Source organism: Pseudomonas sp. IT-P258 (genome assembly GCF_949767825.1).
Lineage (GTDB): Bacteria > Pseudomonadota > Gammaproteobacteria > Pseudomonadales > Pseudomonadaceae > Aquipseudomonas > Aquipseudomonas monachiensis.
The window spans coordinates 70438-83815 of sequence record NZ_CATKPU010000011.1; the positions used below are offsets into that span (position 1 = coordinate 70438).

Below are 13378 nucleotides of genomic sequence, written 5' to 3' on the forward strand. Positions count from 1 at the left end.
CGCCAGCCCCGGGCCTGAGCGGCAGCCGCCGGTCAGGCCCTGAGCCCGAGCGTTGCAAGGAGTCGATACCGGCGCTTATTCTCGGCCACCGCCAACGCTAATAATAAAAACGGTTTTCCCTATGCAGCAGAGCCTCAGCCTCGATACGTTCAGTGATTTGCTCGGCAACCTCTATCAGGGGCCGCTGGAAACCATTCCCTGGGCGACTTTTCTCAACCAGCTCAATGTGCATCTGAACAGCAAGTACGTGACCTTCATCCTGCGTCCGCCCAGCGCCCATGTGGATGGCCTGATGGTCAACACCACCGGTACCTCGACCGAGGCGACCGCGTCGTATAACAAGCACTTTTTCAGCCTCGATCCGTTTGTCGACCTGCCCAACCGCCAGGTCGTGACCCTCGCCGAGTTCGTCTCCAACGACGACTGGCAGAACTCCGAGTTCTACAAGAACTTCCTTGAACCGGTGGACGTGTTCCACATCCTCGGTGCCGACATCAACACTGTCGACGGCGCCCAGTGCCGCATTCGCATCAGTCGCGGGCGTGACGACAAGCCTTTCGGCAATGAAGAAAAGGCCATGCTCACGCATTTCATCCCGCACCTGGAACGCTCGATCAAGATCCACATGCAACTCAACCGCATCGAAGCCGAGCGCAACCTGTACGCCGGCGCGGTGAACCAGATGGCGGTTGGCACGATCATCCTCGACGAGTCCGGCAAGGTGCTGCAGACCAACCAGGTTGCCGACCGGCTGATCCAGGAAAAGGACGGCATCAAACTGGTCAACGATGGCCTGCAGGTCGGTACCGCCCGGGACACCCAGGAGTTCCGCCGACTGGTCAAGCAGTCGCTGCTGTCGCAAAAGAGCGGCAATCCATCAGTGGTTGAAGCCCTGCGCGTACAGCGGCCGTCCGGCAAAGCGGATCTGGGGATCATCGTGCGCTCGGTGCCCTTGAGCGACTGGAGCGAAGGCAAGCAGTGCCCCACCGTGGTGATTTTCATCAGCGACCCGGAGCAGCAGTCCACCGCGCCCCAGGATATAGTCCGCGCACTGTTCGACTTCACCCCGGCGGAAACCCAGCTGGCGATGTTGCTGGCGAACGGCTTGACCCTCGATGAAGCCTCGGAAGAGCTGGGCATCAGCCGCAACACCTCCCGGGCGCACCTGCGCTCGACCTTCTCCAAGACCGGCGTGACCCGCCAGACCATGCTGGTGCGCCTGATCCTGCGCAGCGTGGCGACCCTCGGCTGACCCTCATTGCCGCCCTCGTCCGCTCGGACGATGGCGGCTCCCGTTGTACAGCGCACAGTGTCTTTATCCCAAACAGGGGACTGCCCCATGCGCAACTGCCCAACCATCCTCAAGACTGAACTGCTGGCGCAAAGCGGCCACTTTCAGATCGAAGCCCTGCACCTGCAATTCAGCAACGGCCAGCAGCGGGTCTACGAACGCCTGCGCGGCACCGGTTATCGCTCGGTGATGCTGGTGGCGATGCCCGATCCTGCGCATGTGCTGCTGGTGCGTGAATACGCGGTCGGTGTGGAAAAAACCATCCTCGGCCTGCCCAAGGGTGGCGCCGAGCCCGACGAAGACTATCTGCAGGCGGCGCAGCGCGAGCTCAGCGAAGAAGTCGGCATGCGCGCCGCCCGCCTCACCGAGTTGGGCGAGCTGACACTGGCACCGGGGCATTTGTGCCATCGCTACCGGGTGGTACTGGCCGAACAACTGAGCCCCTGCCAACTGCAAGGTGACGAACCCGAACCCCTGGAATGCCTGAGCGTGCCACTGGCGCAAATCCCCGAACTCGTGGCCCGCGGCGACCTGCATGAAGCCCGGGCGATTGCGGCGCTGTTCATGGCCATGGGCGCCATAGCACGCCGTGGCTGATGCTCAATTTTTTGTAGGAGCTGCCGCAGGCTGCGATCTCTTGACCTTGCTCTAAAAATCAAAAGATCGCAGCCTCGTTGCACTCGGCAGCTCCTACAGGGGATTTTGGCCAGGCACAGATCCCTAGTCCATTCGGACGAAGCCGCTCGCCCTCCACCGCCATAACCTGTCTCTACAACAATAAAACCGTGTCGAGACCCATCATGCGCAAATCTACTTGTGCTCTGTTCATCATCCTCTGTGCGGGTGCTTCCACCAGTCTGTGCCAGCTGTTCAAGAACGAAGCCTACCGACCGACCACCGCCTACTTCAGCTGTTCGAGCACGGCGATCAATTGCTATCCGCCCGTGGTGCGCAATCTGCTGCCTTGAACACGGTTTCCACCGGCCATAAAAAAACCACCGAATCATCGGTGGTTTTTTCGTTGCCGCAATAATCAGGTCGGCAGTACCCCCCTGGCCCGCGACAGGGTCAGCGCCAGGTCTTCGATCATGTCTTCCTGACCACCTACGGTTCCGCGTCGGCCCAGTTCCACCAGCAGCTCGCGAGCAGCAATCCCGTACTTCTGCTCGGCGCGCTTGGCGAACAACAGGAACGAGCTGTAGACCCCGGCGTAACCCAGCGTCAGTGCGTCGCGGTCGAGGCGGATCGGCTGGTCCATCATCGGCACCACCAGGTCTTCGGCCACGTCCATGATCTTGTACAGGTCCACGCCACTATTGACGCCCATCCGCTCCAGCACCGCGACGAACACTTCCAGCGGCGTATTACCCGCCCCCGCGCCAAGGCCCGCGACCGAGCCGTCGATGCGCGCAGCACCGGCCTCGATGGCGGCCAGGGAGTTAGCGATGGCCATGCCCATGTTGTGATGCCCGTGGAAACCGACTTCGGTCCCGGCGTTCAGGCCGGCACGCAGGGCCCCGATTTTTTGTGTGACTTCATCGGGCAGCATGTAGCCGGCCGAGTCGGTGCAGTAGATGCAGTTGGCACCGTAGCTCTCCATCAGGCGCGCCTGCTCCAGCAACTTCTCCGGGCTGACCATGTGCGCCATCATCAGGAAGCCGACGGTGTCCAGGCCCATCTTCGCTGACATGCCGATGTGCTGGCCGGACACGTCCGCCTCGGTGCAGTGGGTGGCGACACGAATGGTCGACACGCCGTGTTCATGGGCCATCTTCAGGTGATCGAGGGTACCGATCCCCGGCAGCAACAGGGCCGAGACCTTGGCCTGTTTCATCTGCGGGATCACCGCGCAGAAATACTCCTCGTCGCTGTGAGCCGGGAAGCCATAGTTCAGCGACGCACCACCCAGGCCATCGCCGTGGGTGATTTCGATCAGCGGCACACCGGCCGCATCGAGACCGGTGGCCACCGAAACCATTTGCTCAATACTGATCTGGTGCTGTTTGGCGTGCATGCCGTCGCGCAGGCTCATGTCGTGCAGACGGACGCTCTTACCTTGCAAATTCATCGGGATTCTCCACTCAACGGACGGGCAGTTGCAGGGTGCCCTTGTGGGCTTCTTCGGCGAACATCTCGGCCGTGCGCAATCCGGCGGCGGTCATGATGTCGAGGTTGCCGGCGGACTTGGGCAGGAAATCGCCGAGGCCTTCGACCTCGATGAAAATCGACACCTTTCGCCCATCGAACACCGGCCCGTTAATCAGCTTGTAGCCGGGCACATAGCGCTGCACTTCGCGGACCATCTCCAGCACCGAGGTGCGGATCGCGTCCTGGTTCGGTTCGTCATCGGTCAGGCAGTGTATGGTGTCGCGCATCATCAACGGCGGCTCGGCCGGGTTGATCACGATGATTGCCTTGCCGCGTCGGGCGCCGCCGATCTTCTCCACCGCACCGGCCGTGGTGCGGGTGAACTCGTCGATGTTCTGCCGCGTGCCCGGGCCGACCGAACCGGAAGAGACCGTCGCGACGATTTCGCCGTAGCTCACCGGCTGCACCCGCGACACCGCCGCCACCATCGGGATGGTCGCCTGGCCACCGCAGGTGACCATGTTGACGTTCATCGCCAGGCTCGACGCGTGCTCCTTGAGGTTGACCGGCGGCACGCAGTACGGGCCGATGGCTGCTGGCGTGAGGTCGATCATGATCACGCCCAGTTCATTGAGCTTGCGGCTGTTCTCCGCATGCACGTAGGCCGAGGTGGCATCGAAGGCGATGCGAATGTCATCGTCGAGGACGTGGGGCAGCAAGCCGTCGACACCGCCGGCGGTGGTTTTGATGCCCATTTCCCGAGCACGTTTCAGGCCCTCGGATTCAGGGTCGACACCCACCATCCACACCGGCTCGATCCATTGCGATCGGCACATTTTCATCAGCAGATCGGTGCCGATATTGCCCGGGCCGATAATGGCCGCTCTGAGTTTTTTGCTCATTAGGTTAAAACTCCAAAAGTCAGGCGCAGAAAGACACCCGGGCACTGCCCAGGCCATCAATGGTCAGTTCAAAACGGTCACCGGCACGGGCTGGTTCCAGCGGTACCAGAGAACCGGACAGGATGATTTCCCCGGCCTTGAACGGAATGCCGAAGGCACCCAGGGTGTTGGCCAGCCAGGCCACGGCGGTCAGCGGATTGCCTTGCACCGCCGAACCCAGGCCTTCGCTCAGGGGCTCACCGTTCTTGAACACGCGCATGCGCAAATTCGGCAGGTCCAGCTCGCGCGGGTCGACCTTGCTGTCGCCCAGCACGAATACGCCGCATGAGGCGTTGTCAGCGACCGTGTCCTGGATGCGGATGCGCCAGTCGTGAATCCGCGAGTCGACGATCTCGAAGCACGGCATCACGTATTCGGTGGCGGCCAGCACGTCGGCTTCGGTGATGCCGGGGCCGACCAGGTCATGCTTGAGCTTGAAGGCGATCTCGCCCTCGGCACGGGGCTGGATCAGTTTGTTGGCGGACAGGGAAATCCGGGCATCGTCATCGAACGACATCTGCCGCGTGATGAAGCCGAAATCCGGCTGATGCACGTTGAGCATTTGCTGCACCGCCGCCGAGGTCACGCCGATTTTCTTGCCGACGATCTGGTCACCGGCCGCCACCCGACGCTCTATCGCGTACAGGGAAATGTGATAGGCGTCTTCGATGCTGATCGACGGCCAACGCTCGGTCAGCGGCGCCAGGGTGGAGCCGCTGAGCAGCGCCTGATAAAGCTCTTCGCCGAACTCACGGCGCAATTGCACGCTCATCCGCGGGCCTCCAGAAGAAACGCCAGGCACTGGCGGTTGAAAAAGTCACGGTGTTCGACCTGGACCCAATGCCCGCACTCGCTGAGCATCACGAAACGGATGTTGCTGCAGTGCTCAAGCATGGTCTGGGCACCGGAGGACGGGCAGAACTTGTCGTTCATGCCCCAGAAACCGAGGATCGGGCACTGCAACTCACCCAGGCGCGACGTCATGTTCGGCACCTGCATGGTCGACAGCACACACACCGGTTGCTGTTGCACCACCGCCACCCGTTCGTTGACCGTTTCGTCGCTGATCAGGCTTTCATCGAACAGTTGCAGGGCCAGCAGGCGACGCATGCCCGCCGCGTCGTTCAGCTCACCCTTGGCGAAGGCCGCACCCATTTTCTGGATGCCTTCCATCTGCAGGTAATACTGTTCCTTTTCCATCAGGCCACCGGGCGCCATCAGCACCAGACGGCTGACACGCTGCGGTTGGTCGAGGGCCAGTTTGATCGCGATCGCGCCGCCCAATGAGTTGCCGATGAGCGCGCAACGCTGGATATCCAGGGCGTCGAGCAAGCCGCTCAGGGCCGCGACGAAGAAGTCCAGGGTGTAAAGGGTGTCAGGCTTGTCCGAAGCGCCGTAGCCCGGCAGATCCGGGACGATCACCCGGTAACCGGCCTCGGCGAACACCGGGTAGTTCTGCTTGAAGTTGCTGTGACCGCTGGCGCCCGGCCCGCTGCCATGGATAAAAATCACCGGCTCGCCGTTGCCGGTGTCTTGCCCGCCGATGTCTTTGTAGTGCAGCTGCAAACCATCCGGCAGCGTAACGAAGTGCCCTTGCGCTGAAGCGCCCATAAGGTGTCCTCCCGGCCTGTTGTTGTAGCGGGATTATTCCGAGGGGCCGGGTGATCAACATCGTCCGACAAGACTACCTAGTCCCTTTGGACGTTGGCCTGCACAAGGCTGCGGACCTAGCATCGACGGCATTCCCGAGCGACAAAAAGAGAACTCCCATGCTTGATCCGATGGACTTTCGCGGCAAAGTGGTACTGGTCACCGGCGGTGGTAAAGGTGTCGGACGCGGCATTACTCAGCGCTTTCTGGACTGTGGCGCCGAAGTGGTGATTTGCGGTCGCGAAGCCCCGCCAACCCTGCCTGCCAGTGCCGGGCGTGAGGCGCTGTTCGTGCCCTGCGACCTGCGCGACGTCGAACAGTCCGGGCGCTTGATCGCACAAATCGTCGAGCGTTTCGGTCGCCTCGATGTGCTGGTCAACAACGCCGGGGGTTCGCCGAGTGCCGACGCGGCCACCGCCTCGCCGCGTTTCAGCGAGGCAATCATCCGTTTGAACCTGATCGCACCGCTGAACCTGTGCCAGCAGGCCAACGAGGTGATGCAGGCCCAGGCCGACGGCGGTGCGATCATCAACATCTGCAGCGTCAGCGCCACCCGCCCTTCCCCCGGCACCGCCGCCTATGGCGCGGCCAAGGCCGGACTGCTGAACCTGACCACCTCGCTGGCGGTGGAATGGGCACCGAAGGTGCGGGTCAATGCGGTCACCGCCGGGCTGATTCTCACCGAGCAGGCGGCCATGCATTATGGTGACGACGCGGGCATTGCCCGGGTGGCGGCGACCATTCCATTGCAACGACTGGCGACCCCGGAAGACATTGGCGACACCTGCCTGTACCTGGCCTCGAAGCTGGCCCGTTACGTCAGCGGCGCGGACATTGCGGTGCATGGCGCGGGCGAACGCCCGGCGTTTCTCGACGCGGCCCAATCCTGAAGTGATCGCAGCCTTCGGCAGCTCCTACAATTGAACCTCAATCTCTGTAGGAGCTGTCGAGTAAAACGAGGCTGCGATCTTTCAAGCATTCAAATAACAAGAGGAATTCCGACATGCCCGCAATCGCCAGCCACAGTGTTTTGCTCGATCTCCCACCTCAAGCCGTCTGGGCCAAACTGCGCGACCTGAGCCTCGCCCCGCACTACGTGCCGGGCCTGACCGGTTGCCAGTTTCATCCAGGCGCAATGGAAGGCCTTGGCACCAGTCGCCGGGTGTTGCGCAAGGGCGGTCAGTATCTGGATGAAAGCGTGGTGCAGTGGCAGGAAGGCACGGGGTTCGTGTTGCGGTTGCACAAGGGCGGCAATGACTCGCCCTTTCCTTTTCGCCAGGCGAGTTTCAGTTATGCCTTGCAAGCCGATGGCAACGCGACCCGCATCACCCTGCAAATGAATTACAGCCTGCGCGGTGGCAGGCTGTTTGAAAGGTTGCTGGCCAAGTCCTTCAACAAGGTCGTGCAGCAGATTGCCGAGAACCTCAAGGCTTACTACGAAACCGGCCGAACGCAGAATCCGGATATGGCTGTCAGCGCATCCAACATTGATGTCGCCTGACACGCCGCCTTCGTCGGATCGCCGCCCGGACCAAGCCCGCTCCCACAGGGGCCACCTCGGGAGTGAGCCGCCTTCAGGAACGCGCCACTTCCGAGTGAGCGGTAAAATGGGTGGCGACGATCTTCCATTGGCCGGCGATACGCTGGTAACGGTCCTGATAGAACCCACCCAACTGCCGCGTCGCCCCGCTCTCGCCATCCAGGTTGAAATACCACAGGGCCCAACGGCCCTGGGCCTGATCCTCGCTCAGCACTTCGATTTCCGGGTTGGCGCCGTGATGCAGGTCGATCACCCGCTCATGGCAAGCCAGTTCGCGGTACAGCGCGACAAAACTGTCGCGCTCGCGGAAGATTCCCAACGGCCCATAATCGATCAGCACTGCACCTTCGGCAAAGCAATCGGCAATCACCTCGACCTGCTTGAGGTCGCAGGCGTTGAGATAGCGATGCTTGAGCTGGCGGATATCCTCCAGCGCTTCCAGGCGGGCGATACGCTGCTCCAGGTTCATGCTGCACCTCGCGCGGTTACGTTAACTTCACTCCAGTAGGCTTTCATCGAGCGGATCTTACCGTCGGCGTCGAACTCCATCACATCGATCACATGCAGCGAGCACGGTTGCCCGCCCCACTCCATGTCGACCCGGAACGGCATCGCCCCGCAACCGTTGAGTGTCGCGCGCACCGGGCCGGTGCGGGTTGCGGAGACTTTCATCGCACCCAGTCCTTCACGGTAAAAGCGCGCGATGGCGTCGATGCCCTGCAACGGCGCCTGGCCGACCGGGTCTTCAACGGTGGCGTCTTTGGCGTAGAGCGCGAGGATGCCCTCGATGTCGCTGGCATCCACCAGTTCCACATAGCGAGCCATGGTCGCCTGGATATGTTGTGCGCTGATCATTCAGACCACCTCGAACAGAGCAGCAGCGCCCATGCCGCCACCGATGCACATGCTCACCACCACGTAACGCAAGCCGCGACGCTGGCCTTCGACCAACGCGTGACCAACCATCCGCGCACCGGACATGCCAAACGGATGGCCGATGGAGATCGCCCCGCCGTTGACGTTCAGGCGCTCGGCCGGAATGCCCAGGGTGTCGCGGCAGTACAGCACCTGACAGGCGAACGCTTCGTTCAACTCCCAGAGGCCGATGTGGTCCATGGTCAGGCCGTGGCGCTTGAGCAGCTTGGGGATGGCGTACACCGGGCCGATGCCCATCTCGTCGGAATTGCAGCCGGCGACAGCCATGCCGCGATAGATCCCCAGCGGTTCGAGGCCACGTTTCTCGGCCATTTTCGCGCTCATCAACACCGAAGCCGACGCGCCATCGGACAACTGCGAGGCATTGCCGGCGGTGATGAAACGCCCCTTTTCGCTCCACTGCCCGCCCGGCCATACCGGCTCCAGCGCTTTCAGGCTCTGGAGACTGGTGTCGATGCGGTTGCACTCGTCGCGCAGCAAGGTGACGGTTTCATAACGGGTTTCGCCGGTGGCCTTGTCGAACAGGGCCTTGCGGCTGGTCAGCGGCGCCAGCTCGCGGTCGAAGCGCCCGGCGCTCTGGGCCTGTGCGGTGCGCAGCTGGCTCTGATAGCTGTATTCGTCCTGCTCGTCGCGGGAGATGCCGTAGCGCGCGGAGACGATCTCGGCGGTTTCGATCATCGGGATATAGGCGTGCGGGTCCAGCTCAATCACCGAAGCCGACTGGTTGCGATACAGGTTCTTGTGCTTGTTCTGCACCAGGGAAATCGACTCCAGGCCACCGGCCACGGCGATGTCGATTTCGTCGCACATGATGCCTTTGGCGGCCATGGCGATACTCATCAGGCCCGACGAACACTGGCGCTCGACGGCCATCCCGGCAACCGACGCCGGCAAGCCGCCGGCAATCGCGCACAGGCGGCCCAGGTTATAGGACTGCGTACCCTGCTGCGCCGCGGCGCCGATGATCACGTCGTCCACTTCACCCGGCTCGATGCCGGCACGGCGCACGGCTTCGCGCACCACGTGGCCGCCCAGTTGCGGCGCTTCGGTGTCATTGAACGCACCGCGAAAGGCTTTGCCGATCGGAGTGCGGGCGGTGGAAACGATGACGGCTTCTTTCATGCTGGATTCCTCGAAAATGCTGTTGAAGGTCAGGCCGGGTAATAGCGACTGATGGTGTCGACCACGACGCCTGGACGTTCCTCGCCGTCGATTTCGACGCTGACACGGATGGTCGCCTGCACGCCGCCTTTCACTTCCTCGACCGCGATCAGTTGCGCACTGCCGCGCACCCGCGAGCCGACGCGCACCACCGAGGGGAAGCGCACCCGCTCACAACCGTAATTGACGCCCATGGCCAGGCCGCGGACCTCAACGATCTGCGGCAAGAACAGATTGACCAGCGCCAGGCTCAGGTAGCCGTGGGCGATGCAGGTACCAAACGGGCCGCTGGCGGCCTTGAGCGGATCGACGTGAATCCACTGGTGATCGCCGGTGGCATCGGCGAACTGGTTGATTCGGTCCTGTTCCAGCAACAGCCAGTCACTGGCGCCGAGTGATTCGCCCACGGCGTCGAACAAGGCCATCGGTGTGTCGAAAATACGTGGCATGGTCACGCCCTCTGGCTGGACACCGACAACACTTCGCCGGTCATGTAGGAGCTGTAGTCGCTGGCCAGGAACATCATCACGTTGGCCACTTCCCAGACTTCGGCGGCGCGGCCGAACGCTTCGTTGGCGGCCAGTTGATCGAGCACCGCCTGGGGCGCGGATTTGCGCAGGAAATCGTGCAGGGCAATGCTCGGGCTGACGGCGTTGATGCGGATGCCGTAGTCGGCCGCCTCGACCGCTGCGCAGCGGGTCAGCGCCATCACGCCAGCCTTGGCGGCGGCGTAGTGCGCCTGTTCTTTCTGCGCACGCCAGCCCAGCACCGAGGCGTTGTTGACGATCACCCCGGCACGCCGCCCCATCATTTTCGGCAGCATGGCGCGGGTCATGCGCATGGTGCCGGTGAGCGTCACGTCGATGACCCGATTCCACTCTTCGTCGGCCATGTCCACCAGCAAGCGCGAGCCGCCAAGCCCGGCGTTGTTGATCAGCACATCGACGCCTTGCAGGTCACGCTCGGCGCAGGCGATCAGTTGTTGCACCTGAGCTTCGTCGGCAACGTTGCAGACCTGGCCGAACACCTGTTGCAGCCCAGTGGTTTCGCGGATCTTCAGCACCGCCTCGGCCAACCGGCCTTCGTGGATATCGCTGATCATCAACGCACGGCAGCCTTCTTCGGCAGCGCGCACGGCGGCGGAAAAACCGATCCCGGCACCGGCGGCGGCGGTAATCAGTACCGACTTGCCGCGCAGCAGGCCGCGACCTTCAACATATTGAGGTACAGACATGAACTCTCTCCTTTCAGGCGCGCGGACGCGGCTCTTTGGGCATGCCCAAGGCACGCTCGGCAATGATGTTGCGCTGGATTTCGTTGCTGCCGCCGTAGAGGGTGTCGGCGCGGCTGAACAGGTACAGCGACTGCAAACGGGTGAGTTGGTAAGGTCCGGCTTCGAGCAATTCCGCCTCGGCGCCGAGGACGTCCATCGCCAACTTGCCGAGGCTGGCGTGCCAGGTCGACCAGAACAGCTTGTAGATGGTCGCCTCTTTGCGCAGCGAACCGTCCTGGCTACCCGAGAGCATGCGCAGCGAGTTGTAGCGCATGATCCGCAAACCGCTCCAGGCTTCGGCCAGGCGCTGACGCAGGATCGGGTCGCGGTCGGCGCCGTTGGCGCGGGCCTTGGCGATGATTTCGTTGAGTTCATTCTGGAACTGCATCTGCTGGCCGAGGGTCGAGACGCCGCGCTCGAACCCCAGCAGCGCCATGGCGATCTTCCAGCCTTCGCCCGGCTCGCCGATGATGTTGGTGGCGTCGGTGCGGGCATCGTCGAAGAACACTTCGTTGAATTCCGAGGTGCCGGTCAGTTGCTCGATGGGGCGTACGGTGATTTCCGTCTGGGCCATCGGCACCAGCAGGAACGACAGACCGCGATGGCCGACGCTGCCTGGTTCGGTGCGGGCGATGACAAAACACCAGTCCGACTCGTGGGCCAGGGAGGTCCAGACTTTCTGGCCATTGATGATCCAGCTGCCGGAGGTTTCATCCAGCGTTGCACGGGTCTTGACGTTGGCCAGGTCGGAACCGGCGCCCGGCTCTGAATAGCCCTGGCACCAGAACGACGTACCGCTGACGATCCCCGGCAAAAAGCGCTGTTGCTGCTCGACCGTGCCGAACGCGGCGATGGTCGGCCCGGCCAGGCCTTCGCCGATATGGCCCATGCGGCCGGGGCCACCGGCGCGGGCGTACTCCTCGTTGAAGATCACCTGCTGGGTGATCGACAGGCCACGCCCGCCATGTTCCGGCGTCCAGCCGACGCAGGTCCAGCCGCCTTCGGCGAGCTTGCGCTCCCAGGCTTTTCGTTCTTCGGGAAACATGTGCTCGTCGCCCGGCCCGCCGCGAAAACGCAGGGCTTCGAACTCGCCGCGGAGGTTGGCGCTCATCCAGTCGGCCACTTCCCGGCGGAAGCACTCGTCCTGCTCGCTGAAACTGATTTTCATGGCTGCTCTCCCAGAATCACCGAAGCAATGCGCTCGCGATGCCAGGCCGGCAGCCCGAGGAAACTCTCGCTGGCACGGGCGCGCTTGAAGTAGAGGTGCGGGTCGTATTCCCAGGTGAAACCGACACCGCCATGCAACTGGATCGATTCGGACGCACAAGAGAAGTAAGTCTCGGAGCACTGCGCCTTGGCCAGCGCAGCCGCCAGCGGCAGTTCGGCCGCGACTTGGGGATCACCCTGGGGATCGAGGACTTCCTGGGCCACGCATGCGGCGTAATAACTGGCCGAACGGGCACATTCGACTTGCAGCATCATGTCGGCGGCGCGGTGTTTGAGGGCCTGGAAACTGGCAATCGGGCGACCGAACTGCTGGCGTTCCAGCATGTAGGCCACGCTGAGGTCGAGTACTTGCTGCGCGCCGCCGGTCTGCTCGGCAGCCAGGCCGATACAGGCCAGTTGCAGGACTCGTTCAAGGTGCGGCCAGCCATTGCCGAGTTCACCCAGCAGGCAGTCGGCTTCAAGGTACAGGCCCTTGAGCTGGATCCGCGCCTGACGCCGAGTCTGGTCCATGGTCGGCAACATTTGCCGTTCGATGCCTGCGCGTGCGGCGTTCACGGCAAACAGGCTGATGCCCGTTTCGCCAGTGGTTGCGGGTTGGCGGGCGGCAATGATCAACAGGTCGGCACCATGGCCGTCGAGCACATGCTTGAGGGTACCGTCGAGGACGAACCCGTCGCCTTCAGCCACCACCGTTGCCTGGACATCATCGGCCGACCAGCCGTTGGCACTGCTGAACGCCAGGGTCGCGGTCACGCTGCCGTCGGCAATCGACGGCAACCAGCGCTGCTTCTGTTCATCATTGGCCGCCAGCAATAGCGCAGGGGTGGCCATGCAAGCGGTGGCGAAAAACGGCGAGCACAGCAAACGGCGGCCCATCTGTTCCAGCAGGATCGTCAGCTCGACAAAGCCGAGGCCCAGGCCACCATAGGTTTCGGGGATATGAATGGCCGGCCAGTACATTTCCTGGCACAGACGCTGCCAGAGGGCTTCGTCGAAACCCCGTTCACTGACCATCGCCGCGCGTACGGCGGCAGAATCCGAGACATCGGCGAGGAAGCCCTCGGCCGATGCGCGGATCATTTCCTGTTCGTCGCTGAATGCAAACTCCATCGCGGCGCCTTCTGCTCGTTTGGCGGGGCACGCGTGGCGCAACACCCCTTTGAGCATGAAGTTTGGCGCCAGCAGGAGGCGGCAGAATCGTTAGCCTTGCCTAGTCCGAACGGGCGATGTCAAAGTGCGCCCACGCAAGTGAAAAACATGAATCGGCTAAG

At 62.7% G+C, this 13378-nt stretch carries 16 protein-coding genes; 5 read left to right on the top strand and 11 right to left on the bottom strand.

Annotation, left to right across the window (positions count from 1 at the left end; genetic code table 11):
• The first annotated feature begins 121 nt into the window (after positions 1 to 121).
• The 3 genes from ACM6G4_RS00340 (at position 122) to ACM6G4_RS00350 (ending at position 2259) form a co-directional block, all read left to right on the top strand.
• Positions 122 to 1252: a helix-turn-helix transcriptional regulator gene (locus ACM6G4_RS00340; protein ID WP_056722410.1), complete on the top strand. Its 1131-nt coding sequence runs from the start codon at positions 122 to 124 to the stop codon at positions 1250 to 1252.
• Between the two features lie 87 nt (positions 1253 to 1339).
• Entirely contained in the window at positions 1340 to 1888 is a 549-nt protein-coding gene (gene nudE / locus ACM6G4_RS00345) for an ADP compounds hydrolase NudE (protein WP_414912757.1), read from the top strand.
• A gap of 203 nt (positions 1889 to 2091) precedes the next feature.
• Positions 2092 to 2259 carry a hypothetical protein gene (locus ACM6G4_RS00350; protein ID WP_177336459.1) on the top strand — a complete coding sequence of 56 codons (168 nt, stop codon included), beginning with the start codon at positions 2092 to 2094 and terminating at the stop codon, positions 2257 to 2259.
• A 65-nt stretch (positions 2260 to 2324) separates the two neighbouring features.
• Here ACM6G4_RS00350 and dmpG read toward each other — a convergent pair whose 3' ends face one another.
• Genes dmpG through ACM6G4_RS00370 form a run of 4 tightly spaced genes read right to left on the bottom strand, consistent with a single transcriptional unit; the run spans position 2325 to position 5931 of the window.
• Positions 2325 to 3359: a 4-hydroxy-2-oxovalerate aldolase gene (dmpG, locus tag ACM6G4_RS00355; protein WP_223541595.1), complete on the bottom strand. Its 1035-nt coding sequence runs from the start codon at positions 3357 to 3359 to the stop codon at positions 2325 to 2327.
• Positions 3360 to 3372: 13 nt separating this feature from the next.
• On the bottom strand, positions 3373 to 4281 hold the full coding sequence (locus ACM6G4_RS00360) for an acetaldehyde dehydrogenase (acetylating) (protein ID WP_056722416.1): 909 nt from the start codon (positions 4279 to 4281) through the stop codon (positions 3373 to 3375).
• 19 nt (positions 4282 to 4300) lie between these two features.
• Positions 4301 to 5092 carry a fumarylacetoacetate hydrolase family protein gene (locus tag ACM6G4_RS00365; RefSeq protein ID WP_056722418.1) on the bottom strand — a complete coding sequence of 264 codons (792 nt, stop codon included), beginning with the start codon at positions 5090 to 5092 and terminating at the stop codon, positions 4301 to 4303.
• The gene (locus ACM6G4_RS00370; RefSeq protein WP_414912758.1) at positions 5089 to 5931 is read right to left on the bottom strand and encodes an alpha/beta fold hydrolase; all 843 of its coding nucleotides are present in this window, start codon (positions 5929 to 5931) and stop codon (positions 5089 to 5091) included. Before ACM6G4_RS00370 ends, ACM6G4_RS00365 begins: the two co-directional genes overlap by 4 nt.
• 158 nt (positions 5932 to 6089) lie before the next feature.
• On the opposite strand from ACM6G4_RS00370, the gene ACM6G4_RS00375 reads away from it, so the two are divergent.
• A complete protein-coding gene (locus tag ACM6G4_RS00375; RefSeq protein ID WP_056722422.1) occupies positions 6090 to 6860 on the top strand; it encodes an SDR family oxidoreductase in 771 nt (256 codons plus the stop codon).
• 113 nt (positions 6861 to 6973) lie between these two features.
• Entirely contained in the window at positions 6974 to 7471 is a 498-nt protein-coding gene (locus ACM6G4_RS00380; protein ID WP_414912759.1) for an SRPBCC family protein, read from the top strand.
• A 73-nt stretch (positions 7472 to 7544) separates the two neighbouring features.
• Here ACM6G4_RS00380 and ACM6G4_RS00385 read toward each other — a convergent pair whose 3' ends face one another.
• The 7 genes from ACM6G4_RS00385 to ACM6G4_RS00415 are packed head-to-tail and all read right to left on the bottom strand — an operon-like array spanning position 7545 to position 13217.
• Positions 7545 to 7979 carry a nuclear transport factor 2 family protein gene (locus tag ACM6G4_RS00385; protein WP_414912760.1) on the bottom strand — a complete coding sequence of 145 codons (435 nt, stop codon included), beginning with the start codon at positions 7977 to 7979 and terminating at the stop codon, positions 7545 to 7547.
• Complete coding sequence (locus ACM6G4_RS00390; protein ID WP_223541413.1) at positions 7976 to 8365, bottom strand: steroid Delta-isomerase; 390 nt, start codon at positions 8363 to 8365, stop codon at positions 7976 to 7978. The genes ACM6G4_RS00385 and ACM6G4_RS00390 overlap by 4 nt, the downstream gene beginning before the upstream one ends.
• Entirely contained in the window at positions 8366 to 9568 is a 1203-nt protein-coding gene (locus tag ACM6G4_RS00395; protein ID WP_056722430.1) for an acetyl-CoA C-acyltransferase, read from the bottom strand.
• A 29-nt stretch (positions 9569 to 9597) separates the two neighbouring features.
• Positions 9598 to 10056, bottom strand: coding sequence for a MaoC family dehydratase (locus tag ACM6G4_RS00400; protein ID WP_056722432.1), 459 nt, complete (start codon positions 10054 to 10056; stop codon positions 9598 to 9600).
• Between the two features lie 2 nt (positions 10057 to 10058).
• Positions 10059 to 10841, bottom strand: a complete 783-nt coding sequence (locus tag ACM6G4_RS00405) for an SDR family oxidoreductase (RefSeq protein WP_414912761.1) — start codon at positions 10839 to 10841, stop codon at positions 10059 to 10061.
• A gap of 13 nt (positions 10842 to 10854) precedes the next feature.
• Entirely contained in the window at positions 10855 to 12048 is a 1194-nt protein-coding gene (locus tag ACM6G4_RS00410) for an acyl-CoA dehydrogenase family protein (RefSeq protein WP_414912762.1), read from the bottom strand.
• Positions 12045 to 13217: an acyl-CoA dehydrogenase family protein gene (locus ACM6G4_RS00415; RefSeq protein ID WP_056722437.1), complete on the bottom strand. Its 1173-nt coding sequence runs from the start codon at positions 13215 to 13217 to the stop codon at positions 12045 to 12047. Before ACM6G4_RS00415 ends, ACM6G4_RS00410 begins: the two co-directional genes overlap by 4 nt.
• Between the last annotated feature and the right edge of the window lie 161 nt (positions 13218 to 13378).

Bases quoted from the DNA above. Each gene is read 5' to 3' on its own strand.
- ACM6G4_RS00340 (WP_056722410.1), top strand. From the start codon at position 122: ATGCAGCAGAGCCTCAGCCTCGATACGTTCAGTGATTTGCTCGGCAAC.
- nudE (WP_414912757.1), top strand. From the start codon at position 1,340: ATGCGCAACTGCCCAACCATCCTCAAGACTGAACTGCTGGCGCAAAGC.
- ACM6G4_RS00350 (WP_177336459.1), top strand. From the start codon at position 2,092: ATGCGCAAATCTACTTGTGCTCTGTTCATCATCCTCTGTGCGGGTGCT.
- dmpG (WP_223541595.1), bottom strand. From the start codon at position 3,359: ATGAATTTGCAAGGTAAGAGCGTCCGTCTGCACGACATGAGCCTGCGC.
- ACM6G4_RS00360 (WP_056722416.1), bottom strand. From the start codon at position 4,281: ATGAGCAAAAAACTCAGAGCGGCCATTATCGGCCCGGGCAATATCGGC.
- ACM6G4_RS00365 (WP_056722418.1), bottom strand. From the start codon at position 5,092: ATGAGCGTGCAATTGCGCCGTGAGTTCGGCGAAGAGCTTTATCAGGCG.
- ACM6G4_RS00370 (WP_414912758.1), bottom strand. From the start codon at position 5,931: ATGGGCGCTTCAGCGCAAGGGCACTTCGTTACGCTGCCGGATGGTTTG.
- ACM6G4_RS00375 (WP_056722422.1), top strand. From the start codon at position 6,090: ATGCTTGATCCGATGGACTTTCGCGGCAAAGTGGTACTGGTCACCGGC.
- ACM6G4_RS00380 (WP_414912759.1), top strand. From the start codon at position 6,974: ATGCCCGCAATCGCCAGCCACAGTGTTTTGCTCGATCTCCCACCTCAA.
- ACM6G4_RS00385 (WP_414912760.1), bottom strand. From the start codon at position 7,979: ATGAACCTGGAGCAGCGTATCGCCCGCCTGGAAGCGCTGGAGGATATC.
- ACM6G4_RS00390 (WP_223541413.1), bottom strand. From the start codon at position 8,365: ATGATCAGCGCACAACATATCCAGGCGACCATGGCTCGCTATGTGGAA.
- ACM6G4_RS00395 (WP_056722430.1), bottom strand. From the start codon at position 9,568: ATGAAAGAAGCCGTCATCGTTTCCACCGCCCGCACTCCGATCGGCAAA.
- ACM6G4_RS00400 (WP_056722432.1), bottom strand. From the start codon at position 10,056: ATGCCACGTATTTTCGACACACCGATGGCCTTGTTCGACGCCGTGGGC.
- ACM6G4_RS00405 (WP_414912761.1), bottom strand. From the start codon at position 10,841: ATGTCTGTACCTCAATATGTTGAAGGTCGCGGCCTGCTGCGCGGCAAG.
- ACM6G4_RS00410 (WP_414912762.1), bottom strand. From the start codon at position 12,048: ATGAAAATCAGTTTCAGCGAGCAGGACGAGTGCTTCCGCCGGGAAGTG.
- ACM6G4_RS00415 (WP_056722437.1), bottom strand. From the start codon at position 13,217: ATGGAGTTTGCATTCAGCGACGAACAGGAAATGATCCGCGCATCGGCC.